Raw genomic sequence first — 24367 nt, 5'->3', positions numbered from 1 at the left:
CCGATAGACCATTGACGAATCCCCCTTATGGGAATAATAATTACACGGACTACGATGTGTTGTCCATATAGTTTTTATCCTCATTATGGCGAGGCAAGGCACATGGCGGAAGCCGCGACGGCGCTGAAGTGGGGGGTGGGACGCCGACTCGAGTTCATCGAGTTTCGGCTATTCTGGGAGGGCTCGATCAACCGGGCCGACCTTGTCGAGGTGTTCGGCGTGTCGGTTCCGCAGGCCTCCAAGGATTTGACGCTCTATCAGGAGCGGGCCCCCGGCAACATGGAGTACGACACCCGCGCCAAGCGCTACGTTGCCGCCGAAAAATTCGTGCTGCGGTTCCTTGAGCCGGACCCCTACATCTATCTGTCGCAGCTACGCTCGGTTGCCGAGGGGGCTGTGCCCGCGAGCGACTCGTGGATCGCGGCGCTCCCTAGCGCCGATGTGGCGCTGACCCCCAGGCGGGACATCGACATCAAGGTTCTGCGGAAGATTCTCGACGCGAGCCGGGAGGGCGCCTCAGTCGACGTCTTCTACCAGTCGATGAACAAGTTGCGGCCTGAACCCACTTGGCGGCGGATCACGCCGCATGCCTTCGGGTACGATGGTTTCCGCTGGCACGCGCGGGCCTATTGCCACCTTGAACACAAGTTCAAGGATTTCCTGCTGCCGCGCATCCTCGACGTCGGTGTGAAGGGCGAGCCCGGCGAGGCCGGTGATCGGGATTGGCTCTGGAACAATTATTTCGATGTCATCATCGGCCCCCATCCGGGGCTTACGGCGAGCCAGAAGAAGGTCGTCGCCAAGGATTATGGGCTGGACCAGGGAAATGGCGTGCTCTCGGTGCGCTACGCCATGCTCTTTTACGTTTTGAAGCGCCTGGGTTTGCTTGGTGACGCTGCGAAACAGAGCGCCCATACACAGCATATCGTAACAATAAATCGCAAGGAAACTGAAGCGGCGCTTGAGAAGGCGGAGCTTCAGCTATGAAGGACTGGGGGGAGCCGAGCAATGGCGGCAAGGCTTGAGGAGGTAAAGAACGGCGCGTCCGTGCGCGGTGTCGCTTCGGCGCAGCCTGTGCATGTGATTTCGGTCGACTGGATCGGCGACCAGGCGATCAACGTCGTTTTCCGCGATCATAACGGCGCTGTGGCCGAGGCTGTTCTCTACCGCGACGATGAGCACCGTCTCGAGGTCGAGCAGAACGGCCGACCGTGGTCGTTCGATGCCGACGGCGCGTTGCTGCGCCTGGTGACGGAAGCCAACCGCATCAAGCTGGCGCATTATTTCGACCCGTATCTGGCGATTCACACGAGTCTGGTCGATCCGCTGCCGCACCAGATCTCGGCGGTTTATGGCGAGATGCTGCCGCGCCAGCCGCTGCGCTTCCTCCTTGCCGATGATCCCGGCGCCGGCAAGACCATCATGGCCGGGTTGCTGATGAAGGAACTGATCGCCCGCAGCGATCTGGAACGCTGCCTCGTCGTTGCGCCGGGCAGCCTGGTTGAGCAGTGGCAGGACGAACTCGGCCAGAAGTTCAATCTCGAGTTCGACATCCTTTCCCGCGACATGATCGAGAACTCGCGGTCGGGCAATCCATTCAGCGATCGGGATCGGCTTATCGTGCGTCTCGACGTGTTGGCGCGCAACGAGGAGCTTCAGGAGAAGCTCATGAGCGCGCGCGAATGGGACCTGATTATCTGCGACGAAGCCCACCGCATGTCGGCCACCTATTTCGGCGGGGAGGTCAAATATACGCGGCGCTATCAGGTTGGCCAGAAGCTGGGCCAGGTTTGCCGCCATCTGCTGTTGATGTCGGCGACGCCGCACAACGGCAAGGAAGAGGATTTCCAGCTCTTCATGGCGCTCCTCGATGGCGATCGGTTCGAGGGCCGGTTCCGCGACGGTGTCCACTATGCCGACACCGAAGACATGATGCGGCGGTTGACCAAGGAGGAACTGCTCAAGTTCGATGGTCGGCCGCTATTCCCCGAGCGGCGGGCGCGCACGGTCAAGTATCAGCTCTCGGAAGGGGAGGCCGCGCTCTATACCGCTGTCACCGAGTATGTGCGCACCGAGATGAACCGCGTGCAGCGCTTCGCCGAGGGCGATGGGAAGAAGCGCAATAATGTCGGTTTCGCCTTGCAGATCCTTCAGCGGCGTCTCGCCTCGTCGCCGGCCGCCATCTATCAGTCCCTCAAGCGCCGCCGGGAACGGCTGGAAAACGAGCTGGGCGAAGCGCGCCTTGCCGCCAAGGGCCGCAGGGCCGGCGCATCGGAACCCGCGATCAATGCCGACATGCTGCGGAACATCGAGGAGTATGGCCAGGAGGAGATCGACGAGCTTGAGGATCTGATCTCGACGGGCGCGACGACGGCCGAGACGGTCGAGCAACTCGCCCTGGAAGTCGAGACCCTGAAGGGGCTGGAGACGATGGCGCTCGGCGTGCTGCGCTCGGGCGTGGACACGAAATGGAGCCAGCTAAATCGTATTCTCGACGACGATTTGATGATCGACGCGGCCGGCAATCGCCGCAAGCTGATCATCTTCACCGAGCCCAAGGACACGCTGCACTACCTGCTCGACAAGGTGCGGGCGCGGCTCGGCAACCCCGAGGCCGTCGAGGTGATCCACGGCGGCGTGTCGCGCGAAGAGCGGCGAAAGGTCGTCGAGCGCTTCATGCAGGACAAGGACATGCTGGTCCTGATCGCCAACGACGCGGCAGGCGAAGGCGTGAACCTCCAGCGCGGCCATCTCATGGTCAATTACGACCTGCCGTGGAACCCGAACAAGATCGAGCAGCGGTTCGGCCGCATCCACCGCATCGGCCAGATGGAGGTCTGCCACCTCTGGAATCTCGTCGCGGCCGATACGCGCGAAGGCGAGGTTTACGCGCGGCTGCTGGAGAAACTGGAAGCTGCGCGCGAGGCGCTGGGCGGCCGTGTCTATGACGTGCTCGGCGAATTGTTCGACGGCGTGGCGCTGAAGGATCTGTTGTTCGAGGCGATCCAGTATGGCGAGCAGGAGGACGTGAAAGCGCGTCTTTTCCAGCAGGTCGATGGTGCGGTCGATCAGGCGCACTTGCTCGAGCTGCTGCGCCGCCGCGCCCTGACCAACGACACCATGCCGGAAGCGAGGGTCGAGGAATTGCGGCTCGAAATGGAGCGCGCCGAGGCGCTGCGCCTACAGCCCCACCACATCCAGAGCTTCTTCGTCGAAGCGTTCCAGCATCTGGGTGGCAAGATCAAACGCCGGGAGGAAGGGCGTTGGGAGGTCACGCATGTTCCTGTGCGCATCCGCGAGCGGGAACGCCAGATCGGAACCGGTGCCCCCCTCCAGACGCAGTATGAGCGCATCTGCTTCGAGAAGGACAAGATCAACCAGCAGCCGGTCGCCGCCTTCGTTTGTCCCGGCCATCCGCTGCTCGAAGCCGTGATCAGCATGATCCGCGAGCAATATGAGCAGATCATGCGGCAGGGCGCGATCCTGGTCGACGACACGGATGCCGGTGATGCGCTGTCGGCGATTTTCCTGCTGGAACATGTTGTCCAGGACGGCCGCGTCACCAGCGCAGGCAAGCCGCATGTGATCTCGCAGCGGCTCCAGTTCGCTGCGATCGACAAGGCGGGAAACACCGTCAACGCCGGCATCGCGCCGCATTTGAATCTGCGGCCGGCAACGCCGGAAGAGGTCGCCAGCGTGCGGGACCTTCTGGACGAGAGTTGGCTGACCACTGATCTGGAGAAGGCCGCGATCCGGTTTGCGACAGTCGAACTGGCCCAAGGCCATGTCGCCGAGGTCAAGGCGCGGCGTCTGCCCGAGATCGAAAAGGTTGAGCAGGAGGTACGCGCACGCCTCAAGAAGGAGATCAATTACTGGGACTCGCGCGCCTTCGAGCTGAAGGAGGAGGAGCGCGCCGGCAAGAAGACGCGGGTGAACTGGCAGAACGCGCAGCGCCGCGCCGAAGACCTGGCGGATCGGCAAAAGCGACGCATGGACCAGCTTGAGCGGGAGCGTTTCATCTCGTCGCAGCCCCCGCGTGTGCGGGGCGGCATGGTCGTCATCCCCCGGGGGCTACTGCAAAAGCGCCAGGCGCCGAGCATTCCGAACCATTTTGCAGAAGATCCGGCCGCGCGCCGCGAGATCGAGCTTGCGGCGATGACCGCTGTCATGGCGGCCGAACGCGCGCTGGGCAACGAGCCGGCCGACGTCTCCGCCCAGAAGATTGGCTACGACATCGCGTCCCACGATCCGAGGTCGGGGCATCTGCGCTTCATCGAGGTCAAGGGGCGCATCGACGGCGCGGACAGCGTGATGGTCACGCGCCAGGAGGTCATTACTTCGCTGCACGAGCCGGAGAAGTTCATTCTGGCGATCGTCTCCGTCAACGCAGGCTTCGCTCACGCGCCGCGCTATGTGCGCGGCCCGCTCGTGGAACGGGAACCGTCGTTCCTTGAGACTGCGATCCAGTTTGACCTCCGACGCCTGCTGGAGCGGGCGCAAGAGCCGGCATAGGAGGTGACATGACCGGCATCGCGGATTTTTCCATCCTGGCCCCCGTGCCGCTGGAGCACCTTCAATCGGGGGGCGCTATCGCCGACGCCACGGGTTTCGTCGCCTTCGGGTCGCGCAAATGGGAGCTGTTTCGCAAGGTTGATGAACTGCGAGGCGGCGCGCGGGTGCCGGTCCTGATCTATCCGTCACATGAGGATGTGCCCGCCAAGCTGAGCTTCGTCGTGTCCTGGCTGGGATGGTATGCCGGCTGCGAGGAAAGCGGTAACGGCAAGCATTCAAAGGGAATGGTGCATCGGCCGCCGACGACAGGCCAATATGCCGCCGACAATCAGGGCCACTGGGCGGTATTCTGGCATGTTTGCGATCTGCACGAGCTGCCCGCCGGGCAGCGGCTGCCGATCTCCGCGATCCAGACCATCAAGGGCGGCTGGCGCAAGACGGCGCCGCCGCGGGGACCGGAATTGGTCGCTACGCCGTCGACGGTGGAGCTTTCGCTATGAGCGTGAGCCACCAGATCGAAACCGTTGCTGCCGATCCACCCGACTATTTCCGGTCGATCCAGGAGCGTGCGACCAAGCGCTGGGATCAGCTTGAGGCAGACCCGGAGCTGGCTGGCCCTTGGCACCAGCTCTTCAAGCAGGTCCAGAGCCCGCGGCACATCCTGTCCGAGTTGCTCCAGAACGCCGACGACGCCGGCGCCAGCGAAGCGCGGGTGTCAATCGAAGACGACCGCTTTGTGTTCGAGCACAATGGCGAGGACTTCATCGAGGCCCATTTCGCCTCGATTTGCCGCTTCGGCTATTCCAACAAGCGCGCCCTGCACACGATCGGCTTCCGAGGGATCGGATTCAAGAGCACGTTCAGCCTAGGCGATCGGGTTGAACTGTTTACGCCGACGCTGGCGGTGGCCTTCGAGCGCGTGCGGTTCACCCAGCCGCATTGGATCGACAGCCGTCATCCGACAACGGGAACCACGCGCGTCGAAGTGGCGATCGCTAACCCGCTGCTGCGCCGAGAAGTCGAGAAGAACCTCGACGAGTGGCTGAAGAGCCCCGTGTCGTTGCTGTTCTTCAAGAAGATCCGGCGCCTTCAGATCGGCGATAGTGAGGTGCATTGGCAGAGTCTCGGACCCGGCCCCATCGCGGAGAGCGAATGGATGGCCTTGGATCAGAAAGCCGAAGATCCCTTGCTCCTCGTGCGTTCGGGAGAGGAATCCTTTCCGTCGGAAGCGCTCGGCGAGATCCGCCAGGAGCGGATGCTGGGGGCCGAGGATGGTGGTGATTTCCCGCCCTGCCGGGTGGAGATCGTGCTGGGCGCGAAGGGCCGCCTCTATGTCGTGCTGCCGACCGGCGTCGAAACGGCGCTACCTTTTGCCTGCAATGCGCCCTTCATCCAGGATCCGGCACGTCTCAAGATCAAGGATCCGGAGACCTCGCCAACCAATCGCTGGCTCCTGAACCGCGCTGGAGAGTTAGCCGCCAGTGCCATGATGGAGTGGCTGGAGCAGACGAAGACCGGCCCGCAGGACCGGGCGGATGCCTATGGACTGCTGCCGGATGTTGATCGGGAGGCCGCTACGCTCGAAGGGGCATGTGGCGCGATCGTCGAATTAGCGTTCGACGGCGCCGTAGAAGGCAAATCGATCCTCCTGACCGAGGAGGGGAGCCTGGTCGAGGCGAAGGCCGCGATCACCGTCCCACGGCCGATCTTTGACATCTGGCCGGCGGACCAAGCGATGGCGCTGCTCGATACCAAGTCCCGGCCGGCGCTTTGCCAACATGTCTCAGCCAAGAACCGGACCAAGCTCGTCCACTGGGGGTTGATCGAGGAGTTCTCGAAGTCGGACTTGCTTGAGCGTCTGCGCAGCAAGCATCTGCCGAAACCTGCGACCTGGCGCCATCTTCTGAACCTGTGGACCTATATCGCGCCAGAGGTGACGGGCTGGCAGTGCCATGATGCCGACGCCCTGCGGATCGTGCCCGTGCAGGGCAAGGAAGTGCTCTACGCGGCGTCGGAGATCGTCCGGCTCGGTGAAAAGAAGTTACTTCAATCGGAGGAAGATTGGGAGTTCCTTGCCAGCCATCTGATCGTCCTCAACCAGAACTGGACTCGATTCCTCGCCGATCAGCGCCGGGACAAGGCGGAGGGAGGAAGCCGTAACGATCCCGTCGAGGCGGCCTTCGCGGTGCTGGAGGAGATCGGTCTCGACGGGACGAGCGACGTCAACGCGGTGATCGAGCGGGTCGCCGCCGACTATTTCGGTTCCGGTCAGGCGAAACTCGTCGAGTGCGTCCAGCTTGCCCAGATCGCGGCCAAGCTTGGTGTCACGATTGGCGACTCTTTCCGATATGCCTGCGCTGACCGAACACTGCGGGCGATCAGTAACAGCGTGTTGTTCGACGAGAATGGCGCGCTGGAGGAGCTGCTGCCGGAGGCCGTCCGAAAGGCGCAGCTCCTGCATGGTGACTATGTCGCGAGTTTCAAATCCTGCACGCGGGAGGATTGGTTGCGCTGGGTGTCGTCTGGCCGTTCGGGGCTTCAGACGATGGCGCCCCTGGTCCAGAAGCGGCAGAGCCTTTACGGGCGACAGCAACTCACCTCGGAGGCACAGGCGCGCGGCGCCCGCAGCACGCTCTATTATCCCTATGTCACCAACCAGTTCGTCATTGAGGACTGGGATTTCCCTGCGGACTATTGGCGGCATTGGGAGGTGCTGGCGAAGACGGACGCAGGCATCTGGACGAAGATCGTCGGCAAGATCCTGGATCAGCGCGACACGTATTGGTCGCGGGCCGTCAGCGCTCGGCTGTTGCAGGTAGCGACCACCGGGTCCACGCGATCGATTTCATCAGAGCGCCTGCTGACCGACTGGCTGCTGAAGCTGCGGGCCAAGCCCTGCCTTCCGGATACCCGCAACATGGTCCAGCTTCCGGCGGATCTCGTGCGCAGGACGCCGGAAACGGAGGCGTTGATCGATGTGGAGCCTTTCGTGCATGGGCTGCTCGATCGCGAAACCACCCGCCCGCTGCTCGACCTTCTCGGCGTCCGCAGCACGCCGAGCGGTCCCGGGCGTCTGCTCGACCGGCTGCGCGCCCTGGCCAAATCCGACAAGGCTCCGGCCCATGAGGTCGAGAAATGGTATCGCCGCCTCGATCAGATGCTCGACGGATGCTCGACCGCCGACGCACAGAACATCAGAACCGCCTTCAAGACGGAGAAGCTGATCCTCGCCCAGGACGGGACGTGGGTGACGTCCGGCGGTGTCTTCCTAGCGGGGGACGAGGAGGATGTTCCCGGCGCTGCGGTCGTGCGCGCGTCGGTGCTCGATCTCAGCCTGTGGCATCGTGTCGGTGTCGCCGATCGCCCATCGGCGGACCTGGCGCTGCAATGGCTCGGGACACTGGCCTCGGGAAAGGGGCTGTCGGCCGACGACGCCCGGCGGGTTCGCACCCTGCTGGTCCGTTACCCCACGCGCATCTGGGAGGAGTGCGGACACTGGTTGAACCTCGTGGGCGAGTGGGCGCCGGTCGAGACGCTCGCCTATGGCCTGAGCATGCAGACCCTGTTCCGGTGGAGTCACCTGCACGAATGGGTCAAGCGCAAGACTGCCGATTTTCAGCGGCTATCAGGAGAAGTCGTGCAGGCGCCGCCATTCTCGGCATTGCCGGCGCTCTCGGACCTTGTCGAGGAACACTTCAATCAGCCGTCGCTGCTCGCCGGCATGGAAGATCGCCGCGCCTGGCTCACGGCGTTCGGAAATCAACTCGGACGGATTGAGCTTGCCGACGCCGGCGAGACCGAACGTGTGCGGGCGCTGGCGGAGGCGATCGCTGCGACGAGCTGGGTCCAGACCCCCAAGTTGGAGGTCGTTCCCTATCTTGATGGCGTCCCGGCCGGCACCGCGCGGCTTACCGACATCCTATGGCTTGAGCGTAAGCTGTTCGTCAGCCCGCTGTCCAAGGCCAAGCTCGCCAAGCGGGTGCCGGAAGAGATCGGCAGGAACCTGAGTTCGGATATTCGCGCGGCGATGGCCTATGCGTTCGAGCGCTCGCCGGAGGACATCAGGGAATATCTCGAAGAGAATTTCACGCTTAGTCCAGAACACATTGTCGTCGCATCGACGGTGGCGACGCAGCCCGTTGCCGAACCCGGCGATGACGACGGCGTCGATCAGGTTGCCGAAGACGCGCAGAGCGATGCCGAGCTGACAGACGCGGCTGATCTGCTCACGGCGGAAGATGAAGCCACGCCGCAGCCTGTACCCACGCTGCCCACGGGGGAGCCCGACCGTGAACTGATCGAAACGGAGCTGGCGACCAGGCCCCGCGCCGCGCCCAAACCGCCCCGCCCTAGCGTCATGGCGAGATTTGCGGCGACCCAGGGCTATAAGGCCGATGGCGAGGATCGTTTCTTCCATGCGGACGGAAGCTGGATAGGCCGCGCCAATGGCGCGCGCTTTCCATGGGAGCGTCGCTCGGCCGGTGGCGAGATCCTGCGGCATTATTACCCCAAGGACCATTGCCTGGAGCACGAACCGCTCCAGCTCGAAGCCGACGTCTGGGGCCTGTTGGACCAGAAGCCGGAACTCTACTCATTCATTCTCATCAACCCGGAGGGTGGTCCCGTCGAGATGACGGGCGCTCGCCTGCGCACACTGCGCGACGGCGGCGAACTGACCATTCATCCCGCAACCTACAGGCTTGTTTATGACCTCGACGACTAACGCCAAGAAGAAATTGATCGAGGTTGCGATCCCGCTCGAAGCGATCAACGCCGCCTCCGCACGCGAAAAATCGATCCGGCATGGACACCCGTCCACGCTGCATCTGTGGTGGGCGCGACGGCCGCTGGCGGCGTGCCGGGCCGTGTTGTTCGCTCAGCTTGTCGATGATCCATCGAGCGACCTTGAAAGGTTCCCGACGCCCGAGGCGCAGGAGGCCGAGCGCAAGCGGTTGTTCGCCATCATCGAGGACCTGGTGAAGTGGGAGAACTCGACCAACGAGGAGGTGCTGGAACGCGCCCGGGCCGAAATCCGCAAGAGCTGCGGCGGCAAATTGCCGCCGGTCTATGATCCGTTCTCGGGCGGCGGGTCGATCCCGCTGGAAGCGCAACGCCTTGGTCTGCCCGCTTATGGATCAGACCTGAACCCGGTCGCGGTGATGATCGGCAAGGCGATGATCGAGATCCCGCCCAAGTTCAAGGACAAGGAGCCTATCCATCCGGGCGCGAAGGACCGGCAGTTCTATCGCAACGCCGAGGGCCTAGCGGAAGACGTCAAATATTATGGCGAGTGGATGCGCGAGAAGGCGTGGGAGCGCATCGGGCATCTCTATCCGCAGGTGGATCTGTCGAAGGAATATGGGGGCGGAAAGGCGACGGTCATTGCCTGGATCTGGGCGCGCACGGTTCCCAGCCCCGATCCTGCCTTTTCCGGTATCCAGGTTCCGATCGCGTCGAGCTTCCTGCTCAGCACCAAGACCGGCAAGGAGGCTTGGGTGGAGCCGATTGTCGATAAGCAGGCGAAGACCATTTCCTATCGGATCAGGCATGGCGGCACGAAGGCCGAGATCGCGGCTGCCAAAGAAGGAACCAAGGCAGGCCGCGGCGCGAACTTCCGCTGCCTTATGTCCGATACGGCGATCACCCCCGACTATGTGAAAACCAACGGGCGTTCCGGCAAAATGGGTCGGACGCTGATCGCCATCGTCGCCGAGGGCAATCGCAGCCGAGCCTACGTCGCACCCACGGAGGCGCATGAAAGGCTGGCGCTGTCGGCAATGCCGGAGCAGAAGCCTGAAACCAGTCTCCCGAATGATCCCCGCAATTTCTGGACGGTGGACTACGGCCTGACCACCTTCGGCGACTTATTCACCGACCGGCAGTTGGTTGCCCTGAATACTTTTAGCGATCTGGTCCATGAGGCGCGAACACAGATCGAGGCGGACGCATTGAGCGAAGGTCGGGTCGCCGACGGGACCCCGCTGCGTGATGGGGGGGAGGGAGCAAAAGCCTATGCAGAAGCAGTTAGCGTCTATTTAGGCTTTGCGATTGGAAAACTGACGGACATTGCCTCGACGATTTGTACCTGGCACTCGGGTGCGGAGCATCAAAAGATCAGGCAGACATTTGGCCGTCAATCTATTCCAATGACATGGGATTATGCGGAAGGAAACGTGTTCTCTGATTCATCGGGGAATTTCTTGAAGCAAATTGAATTGATTAGTCGTGTGGTTGGCCTGAATTTTGTTCCTGCCGCTTCTGGTGTTGAGGTTCAGCACGATGCTCAGTCGGTGCGCTTCCCAGCCGGCGCCGTAATTTCCAGCGATCCGCCCTACTACGACAACATCGGTTACGCGGATCTCTCTGATTTCTTCTTCTGTTGGCTCAAGCCAGCCATCCGCCCAGTTTACCCAGAATTATTCGGGGTATTGGCAACTCCTAAGACAGAGGAGCTGGTTGCGACGCCGTATCGCCACGGAGGAAAGGATGCGGCCGAGCTGTTCTTCCTTGATGGGATGAGCCGCGCGATTGCCAACATGGCAATGCAATCATCTGATCAGTTTCCTGCCGCAATTTACTATGCCTTCAAGCAAAGTGAGGTCGCGCAGGACGGGATCAGTTCAACGGGGTGGGCAACCTTCCTACAGGCAGTTGTTCAAGCCGGTTATGCCGTTGTCGGTACTTGGCCTCTGCGCACCGAGATGGCTAACCGCATGATCGCGTCTGGAACCAATGCCCTTGCCAACTCGGTCGTTCTCGTTTGTCGGAAGAAGGAAGCCACTGCCGAAACCATTACTCGTGCTGAGTTCATCCGCGCGTTGAAGCGCGAGCTACCGCCATCCATCTCCGAGCTTCAGGCCGCCAACATCGCGCCGGCTGACATGCCGCAATCAGCTATCGGCCCCGGTATGGGTGTGTTCTCGCGCTATAAGGCTGTGCTGGAATCAGACGACAATCCGATGAGCGTGAAGACCGCACTTCAGCTCATCAACAAAGAACTCGACGAGTACCTTGGTGGCATCCAGGGTGAATTCGATGCGGACACGCGGTTCGCCATCACCTGGTTCGAGCAGCACGGGAACGGTAAGGGGGACTATGGTGTCGCCGACAATCTCGCCCGCGCCCGCGGCATCTCGGTCGATAGCGTCAAGCATGCCGGGATCGTCGATAGTGCTGCCGGCAAGGTCCGCATCCTCACGCGCGATGAACTCGATGAGGATTGGGACCCGGAAGACGACCGCCACCTGACGGTCTGGGAGTGCCTCCAGCATCTGGTCCGGCAGCATGAGAGGGATGGTATTTCCCACGACACCGCTGTTCTGCTGAAGAAGATCAGCGCCCAGGCCGAGGCCGTGAAGGATCTCGCTTACTGCCTCTACGACATCAGCTTCAACAAGCGGAAGGATGCGAAGGAAGCCACGGCCTACAACGCCCTGATCGCCGATTGGACCGAGCTGACAAAGGCCGCGGCAGGCATCCACGACACAAGCGGCGATCGTCAGATCCGGCTGGATATTTAAGGGGGAACGGACGTGGCAAAAAGTACGCGCCAGTATGTGTTTGAGGGTATGGAGCTGCTGCCAGCGGCGCTGATCCCCTTCGTCGAAAAGCGGCTCGAAACCTCGCTCAAGGGGCATTGGCAGGTCCAGGTTCTGGAGAAGCTGCCAAGCCTGCGTCCCAACAGCAGCGGCGAAGTTGGCTGGGACCAAGCCGCGTTGTTCAACGCGATGGATCGCTTCTGGAGCGAGGCGTTCAAGGCGGTGCTTGGCCGCGCCGAACGCTCGCTGGTCAATGAGTTGGGCGATGTCCGCAACAAGCTCTCGCACAACGAGACCTTTACCTACGACGACGCCGAACGCGCGCTCGATTCCATGCGGCGTCTGATGGAGGCAATCAGCGCCGGCGAGACAGCCGAGCAGCTCGGCAAGATGCGCGACACCATCCTGCGCACGAAGTTTACCGAGCTTCAGCGCAACGAAGAGCGGCGGAAAACCCAGCGTCTTGAGATTTCGGTCGAGACCGTGGCGGGACTTCTGCCGTGGCGTGAAATCGTCGAGCCACACCAGGATGTCGCCACCGGCGAGTTCCAGCAGGCGGAGTTCGCGGCCGACCTCGCCAAGGTGCATTCGGGGAGCGCGCCGCCGGAATACCGCGATCCGCGTCAGTTCTACAGCCGTACCTATCTGACTGAGGGCTTGAGCACCCTGCTGGTCGGAGCTGCGAAGCGGCTGTCCGGCAGCGGCGGCGATCCCGTGGTCGAACTGCAAACCAACTTTGGTGGCGGCAAGACGCACTCGATGCTGGCCCTCTATCACATGGCGGGGCCGACCCCGGTCCAGGACCTCTCCGGCCTCGATCAACTGCTGGAGAAGCAGGGGCTCAGCGTGCCGAATGCCATCAACCGCGCCGTGCTCGTCGGCACGTCGCGCGGGCCGCAGGACGTCCTCCATGCCGAGGGCGATCGGAAGATTCGCACGACATGGGGCGAACTCGCCTGGCAGCTCGGCGGCGCCGATGCCTACGCGATGGTGGCGGAAAATGACGCCAGCGGCATCGCGCCGGGCTCGAACCTGCTGGAGGCGCTCTTCAAGAAATATGCGCCTTGCCTGATCCTGATCGACGAATGGGTCGCTTACCTGCGTCAGATCTACAAGGTCGAGGGGCTGCCCTCGGGGTCGTTCGATGCCAACCTGTCCTTCGTCCAGTCGCTGACCGAGGCGGTCAAGGCCAGCCCCGGCACACTGCTGGTCGCATCTTTGCCGGCCTCGCAGATCGAGGTTGGTGGAGAAGGCGGTCAGGAAGCGCTGGCGCGTCTCAAGCAGACCTTCAGCCGCGTGGAGTCCTCGTGGCGGCCAGCGAGCCAGGAGGAGAGCTATGAGATCGTCAGGCGGCGGCTGTTCAAGGACATCCCTGGCGACAAGTTCCATCACCGTGACAACACGCTGAAGCAGTTCGCCAAGCTCTACCGCGAGAACGCCAACGATTTCCCGCAAGGCTGCGCGGACGAGGATTACCGGCGCAAGCTGGAGAAGGCGTATCCGATCCACCCCGAGCTGTTCGACCAGCTCTATACGAGCTGGGGTTCGCTCGAAAAGTTCCAGCGCACGCGCGGCGTGCTGCGCCTGATGGCACAGGCCATTCACGAGCTTTGGATGAATGCCGATCCCTCGGTCATGATCATGCCCGGCAGCGTGGCGGTAAGTTCGCCGCGCGTGGAGCCGGAACTGCTCCATTATCTTGACGTGAGTTGGCAGGCGATCATCGCCGGCGATGTCGATGGCACGACGTCCACGCCCTACAAGGTCGATCAGTCGGCGCCCAACCTGAACCGCTATTCGGCGACGCGGCGCGTCGCGCGCGCGATCTTCATGGGCACCGCGCCCACGGCGCAGCAACAGAACACCGGCCTCGACGACAAGCAGATCAACCTCGGCGTCGTACAGCCTGGCGAACGCCCGACGATCTTCGGCGATGCGCTCAGGCGGCTGACCAACCAGGCCAAGTTCATGCACGCCGATCTTGGCCGGTACTGGTACTCGATGTCGGCGAGCCTCAATCGTATCGCGGCAGATAAGGCCGCACAGATCGAGGCAGCGCTGGTCGATGTGACGATCGATGCGGAACTCGGAAAATATGTGAACGGCCTTGCCGATCGCGGGCATTTCGATGCCGTGCAGGTCGCGCCAGCCTCGTCGGCCGAAGTTCCCGATGAAGCCGGCGGTGTTCGCGTCGTCGTGCTGGGTGTCAAATATCCCCACAACGGCCGCGATGGCTCCGACGCGCTGGTCGAGGCCAAGGACATTCTCACGCAGCGCGGCAGCACGCCGCGCGTCTATCGCAACATGCTGGTGTTCATTGCCGCGGAAAGCCGTCAGCTCGATCATCTGAAAGACGCTGTTCGAGCTTCGCTGGCGTGGGGGGAGATCGTCCGCGATACCGAGCGGTTGAACCTTACCCAGAGCGATAGCGCGTTGGCCAAGACGAAACTGGCCGAAGCGAACGAGACGATGAAGACCCGCCTGAAAGAGGCGTGGTGCTATCTCCATTATCCGGCCCAGGAGAGCGCCCAGGCCGATTGGGAGTGGGTGTCGGGCAAGATCCCGGCGCAGGACGGATTGTTGGCGCGGGCCAGCAAGAAGTTGGTGGCCGAGGAGGGCCTGCTCACGGAATTGGGGCCGTCGCGCCTCGACCGTGACCTCCAGAAATATATCTGGAACGACAAGCCGTGGTTGTCGCTGAAAGATCTGCGGGAATATCTCAACCGCTACATCTATCTGCCGCGCATCAAGGATCAGGGTGTCCTGATCAAGGCTGTGCAGGCCGCCGTGAATGGCATGTTGCCTGGCCCCTTCGCCTATGCAGAGCGATGGGACGAGAAGTCGGACACCTATCTGGGGCTGGCGATCGAGCGGGCGGTAAGCGCCGTGGTCGTGATCGACGGCGATAGCGTCATTGTAAGGCCAGAGGTGGCCGAGGCGCATCGTCCGGCCCCCGTGCAGCCTGGGTCCGGCGACGCTGCCCCAGGAACCGGCGACGGCACGCCGGCGCCCGATGGGCAGCCTGCGGATGACGTGCCCTCGGCTCCGCAACCGGAAAAGAAGCCGACGCGCTTCTCCGGCGCCGTGATGATCTCACCGGAGCGTCCGGCCCGAGACATCCATCAGATCGTCGAAGCAATCGTCGAGCAACTCACCACGTTGCCGGGCAGCCAGGTGAAGATCCGGCTCGAGATTGACGCCGAAGTGCCGGACGGTCTCGATCGCGCCAAGGTTCGGACGCTGGTCGAGAATGCCAATACACTTGGATTCATAGAGAAATCCGTAGAGTGATAGCCGGTCGGCGCTCTCTGGTATGGCCGGGGAGCGCCGACGAATTTTGTCGCCACGCTGGGAAATCGCTTTGACAAGCCTCGCAGCGTCTTTGTCAGGCATTCGGGATAAGGGGGCTCCCCGGACGATTTCCAGGTGTGAGTATGAATTTTCGACATCTGCGGTATTTCGTGGCGGCTTCCGAGCATGGGAGTTTCCGCAAGGCGGGCGTAGCGTTGGGCGTACAGGAGTCCACGATCAGCCGCCGGATACGCGACCTGGAAGACGGGCTCGGCTCGGCGCTGTTTCACCGTCACAGCGGCGGTGTATGCCTGACCGTTGCCGGACAGCGGCTTTTGTTGAAAGCCCAAAAGGTTCTTCGATACATCAATGAAGGCGCGGAGATCGTGGACGCGGTGGGGCGCGGCACAGAAGGTCAATTGCGCGTGGGCATCTTCTCGTCCCTGGCCTCGGGGTTCCTGCAAGATCTTCTCCGGACCTTCGCCGCAGAGCACCCTGGCGTGCATGTCGAGGTTGTCGACGGCAATCCCGCGGAGCATGTCGCCGCGATCCGGCAGTTCCGGCTCGACATCGCCTTTCTGACAGGGACGTTGGAGTGGCCTCAATGCGAGACCACCTATCTCTGGTCGGAACGTGTTTTCGTGGTGTTGCCGGAAGCACATGCCCTTGCCCGGAAAGAGGAGGTGAAGTGGCATGATCTGGCGCACGAGACCTTCATCGTCAGCGATGTACCGCCGGGCCAGGAAGTCCATGACTATCTGGTCCAGCGGGTCGCCGATCTCGGCCATCACCCGAAGATTCAGGCGCAGTTTGTCGGGCGCGACAATCTGCTGACGCTCGTCGCGATCGGCAGCGGGCTTACGGTCATGAGCGAGGCGGCGACAGCAGCCCATGTGCCGGGTATCTGCTATCGGCCGATTATCGGCGAAGTCCTTCCCTTCAACGGCGTGTGGTCGCCAAAGAACGACAATCCGGCGCTCAGGCGCTTTGTCAGCATGGCGAAGATGATGGCGCGTCGTCAGGGCGTGGATTTATGAATTGGCATCGCCCGCGGGCTTCGCGCGCCGGGCCTTGGCGAACCCGCGATCGGTGGCGATAAAGCGCTCCAGCATCGGTACAATCAACTGGACGGGATCGCGCACAGGCTGACCGGTCTGCCTTCCCAGCAATTCGGCATATGCCGCGAGATCCCGGTGAAGCGAAGCGGGCAGTTCCAGCGTCGCCTTCACCGGCTTTTCCTCGGTGATCGGGCCGAGCTTCAATTTCGTCATGTCAGCCTCCGTAAGGTTCGAGGACGAGATCGCGGGTGACGATCACGCGGACAGGGAAGCCTGGCCGGATCGTCAGCGTCGGCGCGACGTTGAGCTGGCGCCGAACGATCTGCTGACCAGCATCATTGATCGTGTCCTGGCCGCCATTGCGGATGGCGCGCAGGAGCCGGTCCTGGTCATCAATGGCAAGCTCGGACCCGACTGACAGAAGCGTCGAGAGCCCCGCCGCTTTGGCGAGATCCCACCAATGGTAATCGACGCCGTCTTCCAGACCGGCATAACCCTGGGTATCGGCGCCGGGCTGGCGTTCGAGCACAATGGATCGGCCGTTCGGGAGAATGAGCCTGTTCCAGACGAGAAGCACGCGGCTCTGCCCGTATTGGACGCTATTGTCGTACTGGCCGATGATCCGGGCGCCCTGTGGGATGACGAGGATGCGGCCGGTCGGGCTATCGTAGATGTTCTCCGTCACCTGCGCGGTGACTTGTCCAGGAAGATCGGAGCGGATGCCGGTGATGAGGGCGGCCGAGATGACCGCGCCCGCCTGGAGGACATAGGGCGATGCTGGCGCCATGATGCGGTCGGCCGCAGTGGTGCGGCGGTCGACGGGAGCACTGAGGAATGCGAGTTGTCGATCTTGAGCCGTCTCGGCACCTGGTTGTGTGCCAGCTCCCACGCCGGTAAATCCCGGGACATTCGGGCCAGCGGCCGCCGACGTTGCGGCCGGACCGGCTTGGAAAAACACGCGGCTGGTGCGGGCGGCCTCCAATTCGGCGAGGCGACGTTGCTCCTCTGGATCAGGCCCCGTCGCCGCCATGGCGGGCGGCACGACAGGATGCCCCTGATTTTGCGCGCTGACGATCGGGCGGCCGAGGTCTCCAGGCAGCGCCGGGCCGAGGACCGGGCCGGTGTAATCGCGTGGCAGGCCAGCCAGGCCGTCGGCCGTGGTGCGGTTGTCGGTTGAATAGAGTTCGTCGGCGTTCTTGCCGGGATCGCGGGTCTGGAGCGCGTAGATGAGAGAGCCGCCGATGCCGACGAGGGCAACTGCGGCGACGCCGGCGAGCACTTTGCGCGACAGCCGGGTGACACGCGGAGGTTCCGCCCGCAGACGCATGGATGATGACGTATCGACGGCGGGAGTCGATTGATCTAGCGGTTCGGCATTGTCGTGGTCGGTGTCGCTCATGATGCAGATTTCCCATCAGTTCGCACGATCCTGACGGTCTGCTGCTGCTTGCCGCTGCCGAGGCGCAGTTCGGCGGCTCCGAAGATGCGGTCAACGATCAGGATGTTTTGGTAGATGCGGCTGTTGACGAGCTGCGGCTCGCCGTCGGTGCCGAGGACGAAGATCGGCGGCATCTCGCCTTGAGCGATGCCGCGTGGAAATTCGACATACACACGCCTGCCGTCGTCATAGACGGCGACCGGCCGCCAGGGCGGCGTGTCGCCGGTGAGGCCGTAGCGGTAGTGACGCGCGGCGGCAGCGGGAATGATAGGCGTCGCAGGGACCGTTCCGCGCTGCGATGCCGGTAGCGCGGGATAAGCCCATGCAACGGCCGGCATATAGGGTTTCGCCTCCGCCCTCAGCTCAAGCATGTAGATGCGGCGGTCGGTCGTGATGACCAGGTTCGTGGTGATGTCGGGGCGCGTCGGTTTGACGAGGATGTGGACGCGGCGCGAGAGGCCGGAACCGCTTTCGGTATCACCGATGATCCAGCGGGCGGTGTCACCGGCGGCGATTGGACCTGCGCCGGTCAGGCTTTCGCCCGGCTCGAGCGCGATGTTGGTGATCTGGCCGGGCGCGGCATAGACTTGGTAAAGCGCGCCTTCGCTCCAGGGATAGATCTGGATGGCGTTATAATAGCCCTCGCGTCGCGGTTCGACACGCGCCGCAGCATTGGCGTTTTCCACGCGGCCGCTCGGCGTATTCGCGGCGGTTCCACCATGCGCGACCGTCCAGGCAGGAGGCGTGTGCAGCGGACGCGGCGGCTGTTCCGTGACCGGCGCTGGCACGGCTGGGAGCGGCGGCACGTCACTGTCGTAGCTGATGGTGGGTGGTTTGAAGGTCGCGCAGCCCGCCAGCATCGTTGCCGAGAGCAGCATCATCGCCAAGGCGGACTTACGGAAAGCCGCAGAGCCGGACATGCGCAGAGATGTGCTCATTGGGACATCTCCCGCGACCAGTTGATGGCGTTGATGTAGATGCCGAGCGGATTGGCGCGCAGCCGGTCTGCGTCGCGCGGCGTCTGGATGACGATGGTGAGGATGGCGGTCCATCGCTCTGTGCCCGCGATCTGGCCATTCTCGTAACGCTTCTCGGTCCAGGCCACGCGGAAGGAATCCGCCGATGCGCGGATGACGCTCGAAACTTCGACGGCGATTTGCTGTTTGCCGACCTTGGTGAAGGGATCGTTGGTGCGGGCATAGTCGTTGAGCGCACCGGCGCCGCGATCCGTGGTCCAGTCATAGGCGCGCAGCCAGTTCTGGCGCACGATGATCGGATCGGCCGGGATGCTTCTGACCTGCTCGATGAAGCGGGCAAGATGCCAGGCCACTTGCGGATCGGTCGGCCGGTAGTCGGCCGACGCCGGTGCAACGGACTGCGCCTGGCCGAGTCGATCGACCTGCACGACCCAAGGAACGACGGTGCCGCGCGCCGACTGCCAGACCAGCGCGGCGGCGAAGCCGGCTGACAGGAGCAGCGAGCCGAAGGCCATGATGCGCCAGTTCCTGGCCTGGACGCGGGCCGAACCGATGCGATCGTCCCAGACCTGCGCTGCGCGCTGATAGGGTGTTTCGGGTTCGGGCGATTTCCCATAGTGGGTGGCGGGTCGTTTGAAGAGGCTCATGAGCGGTTACTTTCGGAGAGATTGACGGAAGAGCCGCCGCCATGGCTGTCGCCGGATTTGACGGCGTGCGCTGCGAGGGTGGCTCCGTGGCTGAGGGACTGATGGCGCTTCATGCGCTTGGCCCAGTCGGGCGGACCGTCGCGGGGCGCTGCGGCGGCGGCTTCGCCTGCGGAGCCTGAGCCGGGTATCGTGCTCATGGTCGAGGAGCCGCCCGTCGCCCCGAAGCCTGCCTTCGTACCTTCGGAGAAGCTGGACTTGACGCCTTCGGCGGCGCGCGCCGTCGCGCGTTTCAGGGGCGACACGGCGGCTACTCCGGCCGCGCGGGCGACACCGCCGAGACCAGAGGCGACACCGGCTGCACCGGACTGGCCGAGCGAGCCGACGCTGTAGGCCGCGGCGGCTCCGCCTGCCGCTGCCGCCCCGCCCCGCACGGCGGCCGCACCGCCGGACATCGCAGCCGCTCCTCCCTTCAGGGCAAGGCCTGCCGCGCCACCAGCTGCGAGCGCCGCACCCCCGACGGCAAGCCCGGTGCCAACCGCCGCACCGGCGCCGAGTTGTGGTCCGCCGCTGACAAGACCGGCAGCAATGCCCGGACCGAAGATGCCAAGCCCGAGCAGCGATAGCGCGGCAAGGACAATCGCCATGGCGTCGTCGATTGTGGGCGTTGCGCCGCCGAAGCCTGCCGTAAACTGGCTGAACAGCGTTGAGCCGATGCCGATGATGACGGCGAGCACCAGCACCTTGATGCCGGATGAGACGACATTGCCCAGCACGCGCTCGGCCATGAAGGCGGTTTTGCCGAACAGGCCGAACGGGATGAGGACGAAGCCCGCCAGCGTCGTCAGTTTGAATTCGATCAGGGTAACGAAGAGCTGGATCGCGAGGATGAAGAAGGCGAGCAGCACCAGCGCCCAGGCGAACAGCAGGCAGGCGATCTGGATGAAGTTCTCGAAGAACGCGATCCAGCCCATCAGGTCGGAGATGGATTCGAGCAAGGGGCGCGCGGCGTCGAGCCCTGTCTGCGCGACCTTGCCGGGTCGCATCAGATCCTGTGCGGTGAAGCTGGTGCCGGAAGCCTTGAGGCCGAGGCCCGCGAACGAGTCGAAGACGATCTTGGCGAGGTTGTTCCAGTTGCCGATGAGATAGGCGAAGACGCCGACGAAGAGCGTCTTTTTCACCAGCCGGGCGATGATGTCGTCTTCCGCGCCCCAGCTCCAGAACAGGGCGGCAAGCGTCACATCGATGACGATCAGCGTTGTGGCGATGAACGCGACCTCGCCGCCGAGCAGTCCGAACCCGCTGTTGATGTAGGAGGTGAAGACCCCGAGGAAATTGTCGATGACACCTGCGCCGCCCATGGTTCACCGTCCTTCTGTTGTCGGGACGGCAGGCGCCGGGGGGCGGCCGAGGAAGCGATCGCGGCTCTCGGCCCAGATGCGCATGCAGTCGGTATCGCTCGCCGCTGCCTGGCCAAGTTGCTGGCACCGGCGCTGCCCTTCGCGGAGCGCATCGCGCTTGGGTTCGACAGCGTGGACGCGCCCCATTTCAGGGGCCGCGTCCTTCCGGGTCATCTCGATCGCCGTCGCCGTGATGGCGAGCGATACGAAAACGATGGCGCCCAACCGGGCCAGCATCTTGCCGTCCATGACCGCGATCTCAGTTGCCGTTGCCGAACATCTGCGCGTTGCCGGGCTGATAGCCCGCCCCCGGCGTGAGGAAGCGGCGGCGCTGCTCCCGGCCTTGATCGGCCGCCGCCGCGCGCTCCGCGTCAGTCAGCGCCGTGGCCCGGCCGTTGGCGGAGATCAGCGCGATCAGGTCGGAGAGCTGCTGCGATTGCAGCGCGAGAAGCTGATTGCCGGCCTGTGTCGCCTGCAACGCACCCTGCGCGCCTTGACTCTGGCTGACGAGGTTCGACATCTGCGTGCGATTGCTGTCGATATTGCCGACGACGCCGGCCTGAATGCGCATGGCGTCCTGCAAACCGCCAACGGTGTTCTGCCAGCGCGAGCGAGCGTCGGTGATGAGCTTGGCGTCCGACGACGACAGTGAGACGCTGCCATATTGCTGCTGGAACATCCGATCGACGTTCTGGACGTCGAAGGCGATGTTCTGCGCCTGGCCGAGGAGTTGCTGGGTGCGCTGGACGTTCTGTTGAATCTGCTGGAGCGCCGAGTACGGCAGGTTCGCCAGATTCTTGGCTTGGTTGATGAGGCTCTGCGCCTCGTTCTGAAGCGAGCGGATCTGGTTGTTGATCTGCTCGAGGGAACGCGCCGCCGTCAGGACATTCTGGGCGTAGTTAGTAGGGTCATAGACGATACCGCCGAAGCCGAATTGCGCGTGCGCTGGCGCGGTCAGCACCGGCGATGCGGCGAGCGGTATCGCCAGGATGAAGGCCGCGAGCGACAGCGCGCGCGGGCGTGAACGAAGCGTATTCATGGTCATTACTCCTTCTCGGACTGCTGGGGGGTGAGGTTCGTGAGGTCAGGGATGAGGTCTGCGGCCCACTCGGCGCCGCGCAGGCGCAGCCAGGCGGCGAGAAAGCCCTCGCGGCCATGCTCGGCGACGGTGCGCGCGATCTCGGACTGGTCGGTCTTGGAGGAGGTGGCGGCGAGCGCGAGGCCGACTTCGGAAAGGCCCAGCTCGAACAGGCGATTGCCGCGCCGCGACTGGCAGTAATAGTCGCGCTTGGGCGTGGCCCGCGCGAGGATTTCGATCTGGCGGTCGTTGAGACCGAAGCGCCGATAGATCTCCGTGATCTGCGGCTCGATCGCGCGTTCGTTCGGCAGGAGGAGCCTTGTCGGGCAGCTCTCGATGATGGCCGGGGCGATGTTGCTGTTGTCGATGTCGGACAGCGACTGCGTGGCGAAGATGACGCTGGCGTTTTTCTTGCGCAGCGTCTTCAGCCACTCGCGCAATTGCCCGGAGAAGGCATCGTCGTCGAGTGCGAGCCAGCCCTCGTCGATGATGAGCAGCGTCGGCGAGCCGTCGAGACGGTCGCCGATGCGATGGAAGAGATAGGCGAGGACGGCGGGTGCCGCGCCAGTCCCGACCAGTCCCTCGATCTCGAACGCCTGCACCGATGCCGAGCCGAGATGTTCGGCCTCGGCGTCGAGTAGCCGCCCATAGGGGCCACCCACGCAATACGGTCGCAGCGCCAGCTTCAGGTCGTTCGATTGGAGCAACACCGTGAGGCCGGTGATCGTGCGCTCCTCGACCGGCGCCGATGCCAGCGAGGTTAGCGCCGACCAAAGGTGCTCCTTCACCTCGGGGGTGATCGCGATGCCCTCGCGGATCAGGATGGCGACGATCCAGTCGGCCGCCCAGGCGCGTTCGGGCGTGTCGTGAATGCGCGCGAGCGGTTGCAGCGAGACCGAGGAGTCCACGCCCTCGGTGAGATCGCCGCCGAGATCGTGCCAATCACCACCCATGGCGAGCGCGGCGGCGCGGATTGAACCGCCGAAGTCGAAGGCGAAGACCTGGGCACCAGCGTAGCGCCGGAACTGCAAGGCCATGACGGCGAGGAGCACCGATTTGCCGGCGCCGGTCGGGCCGACGACGAGCGTGTGACCGACATCGCCGACATGGAGAGAAAACCGGAACGGGGTCGAGCCCTCGGTCTTGCCGAACAGCAAGGGGGGCGCTCCGAAATGCTCGTCCCGTTCCGGCCCCGCCCACACCGCCGAGAGCGGGATCATGTGGGCGAGATTCAGCGTCGAGATCGGGGGCTGGCGCACGTTGGCGTAAACATGTCCCGGCAATGAGCCCAGCCAGGCATCGACGGCATTGATCGTTTCAGTCATGGCCGTGAAGTCGCGGCCCTGGATGACTTTCTCGGCGAGGCGAAGCTTCTCGTCGGCAATTCGGGGATCGTTGTCCCATACCGCGATCGTCGCGGTGACATAGGATTGGCCGGCGTAGTCAGCGCCGAGTTCCTGGAGGGCGAGATCGGCGTCCGCCGCTTTGTTCGAGGCGTCGGTATCGACCAGCGCGGACGCCTCGTTGGTCAGCACCTCTTTCAGGATCGCGGCGATGCTTTTGCGCTTGGCGAACCATTGGCGGCGGATTTTGGTCAGCAGCTTGGTCGCGTCGGTCTTGTCGAGCAGGATGGCGCGCGTCGACCAGCGATAGGGAAAGGCGAGCCGATTGAGATCGTCGAGGATGCCGGGTGTGGTTGCGGTCGGGAAACCGACAATGGTGAGAACGCGCAGATGCGCCGTTCCGAGACGCGGCTCCAGGCCGCCGGTGAGCGGTTGGTCGGCGAGCAGCGCGTCGAGATAGACCGGCGTTTCGGGCACACGGACGCGGTGCCGTTTGGTCGAGACGGTCGAATGGAGATAGGTCAGCGTCTCGCTGCTATCGAGCCACTGGCATTCCGGCATAAAGCCGTCGAGCAGCGCCAGCACGCGATCGGTGCGGTCGACAAAGGTGTTCAGGATTTCCTTCGGATCGATGCCAGCGCGTTCGCGGCCTTCATAGAGCCAGGCTTCGGTGCGCGCGGCGTCCTCGGCCGGCGGCAGATAGGTGATGGTGAGATAGTAGCCGGAGACGTAATGCGCGCCGGCCTCCTCGAAATCGGCTTTGCGCTCGGCATCGAGGAGCGCCGCGGCTGCGTCGGGAAACAGGTCTGCCGGATAGATCGACGCCTCGTGCCGTTGCGCTTCGACGAAGATGGCCCAACCTGATCCGAGACGGCGGAAAGCGTTGTTGAGCCGCCCGGCGACGGCGACCAGCTCGGCGGCGACCGCGGAGTCCAGATCAGGGCCGCGGAAGCGGGCTGTGCGCTGAAAGCTGCCATCCTTGTTGAGCACGACGCCCTCGGCGACGAGCGCGACCCAGGGCAGATAGTCAGCGAGGCGGGTTGCGGTGCGGCGATATTCGGCAAGATTCATCATGGCGATGCGCCTCC

General features: G+C 63.6%; 15 protein-coding genes. 7 read left to right on the top strand and 8 right to left on the bottom strand.

Annotation, left to right across the window (positions count from 1 at the left end; genetic code table 11):
* Positions 1-102 precede the first annotated feature (102 nt).
* The 7 genes from ACFQ4O_RS00445 (at position 103) to ACFQ4O_RS00415 (ending at position 16378) form a co-directional block, all read left to right on the top strand.
* Complete coding sequence (locus ACFQ4O_RS00445) at positions 103-987, top strand: WYL domain-containing protein (protein WP_378773606.1); 885 nt, start codon at positions 103-105, stop codon at positions 985-987.
* 21 nt (positions 988-1008) lie between these two features.
* Positions 1009-4512 carry a helicase-related protein gene (locus tag ACFQ4O_RS00440; protein ID WP_378773604.1) on the top strand — a complete coding sequence of 1168 codons (3504 nt, stop codon included), beginning with the start codon at positions 1009-1011 and terminating at the stop codon, positions 4510-4512.
* Positions 4513-4520: 8 nt separating this feature from the next.
* A complete protein-coding gene (locus ACFQ4O_RS00435) occupies positions 4521-5012 on the top strand; it encodes a hypothetical protein (RefSeq protein WP_045811405.1) in 492 nt (163 codons plus the stop codon).
* Positions 5009-9235 carry a sacsin N-terminal ATP-binding-like domain-containing protein gene (locus ACFQ4O_RS00430; RefSeq protein WP_378773603.1) on the top strand — a complete coding sequence of 1409 codons (4227 nt, stop codon included), beginning with the start codon at positions 5009-5011 and terminating at the stop codon, positions 9233-9235. The genes ACFQ4O_RS00435 and ACFQ4O_RS00430 overlap by 4 nt, the downstream gene beginning before the upstream one ends.
* Positions 9219-12032: a DUF1156 domain-containing protein gene (locus ACFQ4O_RS00425; protein WP_378773602.1), complete on the top strand. Its 2814-nt coding sequence runs from the start codon at positions 9219-9221 to the stop codon at positions 12030-12032. Before ACFQ4O_RS00430 ends, ACFQ4O_RS00425 begins: the two co-directional genes overlap by 17 nt.
* Before the next feature lie 48 nt (positions 12033-12080).
* Positions 12081-15341, top strand: a complete 3261-nt coding sequence (locus tag ACFQ4O_RS00420) for a DUF499 domain-containing protein (protein ID WP_378773601.1) — start codon at positions 12081-12083, stop codon at positions 15339-15341.
* Between the two features lie 143 nt (positions 15342-15484).
* Positions 15485-16378, top strand: a complete 894-nt coding sequence (locus ACFQ4O_RS00415) for a LysR family transcriptional regulator (RefSeq protein ID WP_378773599.1) — start codon at positions 15485-15487, stop codon at positions 16376-16378.
* Here the strand turns inward: ACFQ4O_RS00415 and ACFQ4O_RS00410 are convergent.
* Genes ACFQ4O_RS00410 through trbE form a run of 8 tightly spaced genes read right to left on the bottom strand, consistent with a single transcriptional unit; the run spans position 16373 to position 24353 of the window.
* Positions 16373-16612, bottom strand: coding sequence for a DUF2274 domain-containing protein (locus tag ACFQ4O_RS00410; protein ID WP_378773597.1), 240 nt, complete (start codon positions 16610-16612; stop codon positions 16373-16375). The two genes, ACFQ4O_RS00415 and ACFQ4O_RS00410, sit on opposite strands and share 6 nt — an antisense overlap.
* Position 16613: 1 nt before the next feature.
* Positions 16614-17798 (bottom strand): TrbI/VirB10 family protein, encoded by a 1185-nt coding sequence (locus ACFQ4O_RS00405; RefSeq protein WP_378773596.1) that lies wholly within the window; start codon positions 17796-17798, stop codon positions 16614-16616.
* Positions 17795-18775 carry a P-type conjugative transfer protein TrbG gene (trbG, locus tag ACFQ4O_RS00400; RefSeq protein ID WP_378773594.1) on the bottom strand — a complete coding sequence of 327 codons (981 nt, stop codon included), beginning with the start codon at positions 18773-18775 and terminating at the stop codon, positions 17795-17797. The genes ACFQ4O_RS00405 and trbG overlap by 4 nt, the downstream gene beginning before the upstream one ends.
* Entirely contained in the window at positions 18772-19461 is a 690-nt protein-coding gene (gene trbF / locus ACFQ4O_RS00395) for a conjugal transfer protein TrbF (protein ID WP_378773593.1), read from the bottom strand. Before trbF ends, trbG begins: the two co-directional genes overlap by 4 nt.
* On the bottom strand, positions 19458-20819 hold the full coding sequence (gene trbL, locus ACFQ4O_RS00390) for a P-type conjugative transfer protein TrbL (protein WP_378773591.1): 1362 nt from the start codon (positions 20817-20819) through the stop codon (positions 19458-19460). The genes trbF and trbL overlap by 4 nt, the downstream gene beginning before the upstream one ends.
* A gap of 3 nt (positions 20820-20822) precedes the next feature.
* Positions 20823-21107, bottom strand: a complete 285-nt coding sequence (gene trbK-alt, locus ACFQ4O_RS00385; protein WP_378773590.1) for a putative entry exclusion protein TrbK-alt — start codon at positions 21105-21107, stop codon at positions 20823-20825.
* Positions 21108-21117: 10 nt separating this feature from the next.
* Positions 21118-21897, bottom strand: coding sequence for a P-type conjugative transfer protein TrbJ (gene trbJ, locus ACFQ4O_RS00380; protein WP_047167729.1), 780 nt, complete (start codon positions 21895-21897; stop codon positions 21118-21120).
* A 5-nt stretch (positions 21898-21902) separates the two neighbouring features.
* Entirely contained in the window at positions 21903-24353 is a 2451-nt protein-coding gene (trbE, locus tag ACFQ4O_RS00375; protein WP_378773588.1) for a conjugal transfer protein TrbE, read from the bottom strand.
* Between the last annotated feature and the right edge of the window lie 14 nt (positions 24354-24367).

Origin of the sequence: Methylopila musalis (assembly GCF_042679725.1) — a bacterium.
Classification (GTDB): Bacteria; Pseudomonadota; Alphaproteobacteria; order Rhizobiales; family Methylopilaceae; genus Methylopila; species Methylopila musalis.
This window is presented reverse-complemented; position numbering and strand designations above follow the sequence as displayed.

What these genes read in the sequence shown, in the direction of transcription:
- ACFQ4O_RS00445 (WP_378773606.1), top strand. Translation starts at nt 103, where the DNA reads ATGGCGGAAGCCGCGACGGCGCTGAAGTGGGGGGTGGGACGCCGACTC.
- ACFQ4O_RS00440 (WP_378773604.1), top strand. Translation starts at nt 1,009, where the DNA reads ATGGCGGCAAGGCTTGAGGAGGTAAAGAACGGCGCGTCCGTGCGCGGT.
- ACFQ4O_RS00435 (WP_045811405.1), top strand. Translation starts at nt 4,521, where the DNA reads ATGACCGGCATCGCGGATTTTTCCATCCTGGCCCCCGTGCCGCTGGAG.
- ACFQ4O_RS00430 (WP_378773603.1), top strand. Translation starts at nt 5,009, where the DNA reads ATGAGCGTGAGCCACCAGATCGAAACCGTTGCTGCCGATCCACCCGAC.
- ACFQ4O_RS00425 (WP_378773602.1), top strand. Translation starts at nt 9,219, where the DNA reads ATGACCTCGACGACTAACGCCAAGAAGAAATTGATCGAGGTTGCGATC.
- ACFQ4O_RS00420 (WP_378773601.1), top strand. Translation starts at nt 12,081, where the DNA reads ATGGAGCTGCTGCCAGCGGCGCTGATCCCCTTCGTCGAAAAGCGGCTC.
- ACFQ4O_RS00415 (WP_378773599.1), top strand. Translation starts at nt 15,485, where the DNA reads ATGAATTTTCGACATCTGCGGTATTTCGTGGCGGCTTCCGAGCATGGG.
- ACFQ4O_RS00410 (WP_378773597.1), bottom strand. Translation starts at nt 16,612, where the DNA reads ATGACGAAATTGAAGCTCGGCCCGATCACCGAGGAAAAGCCGGTGAAG.
- ACFQ4O_RS00405 (WP_378773596.1), bottom strand. Translation starts at nt 17,798, where the DNA reads ATGAGCGACACCGACCACGACAATGCCGAACCGCTAGATCAATCGACT.
- trbG (WP_378773594.1), bottom strand. Translation starts at nt 18,775, where the DNA reads ATGAGCACATCTCTGCGCATGTCCGGCTCTGCGGCTTTCCGTAAGTCC.
- trbF (WP_378773593.1), bottom strand. Translation starts at nt 19,461, where the DNA reads ATGAGCCTCTTCAAACGACCCGCCACCCACTATGGGAAATCGCCCGAA.
- trbL (WP_378773591.1), bottom strand. Translation starts at nt 20,819, where the DNA reads ATGGGCGGCGCAGGTGTCATCGACAATTTCCTCGGGGTCTTCACCTCC.
- trbK-alt (WP_378773590.1), bottom strand. Translation starts at nt 21,107, where the DNA reads ATGGACGGCAAGATGCTGGCCCGGTTGGGCGCCATCGTTTTCGTATCG.
- trbJ (WP_047167729.1), bottom strand. Translation starts at nt 21,897, where the DNA reads ATGAATACGCTTCGTTCACGCCCGCGCGCGCTGTCGCTCGCGGCCTTC.
- trbE (WP_378773588.1), bottom strand. Translation starts at nt 24,353, where the DNA reads ATGATGAATCTTGCCGAATATCGCCGCACCGCAACCCGCCTCGCTGAC.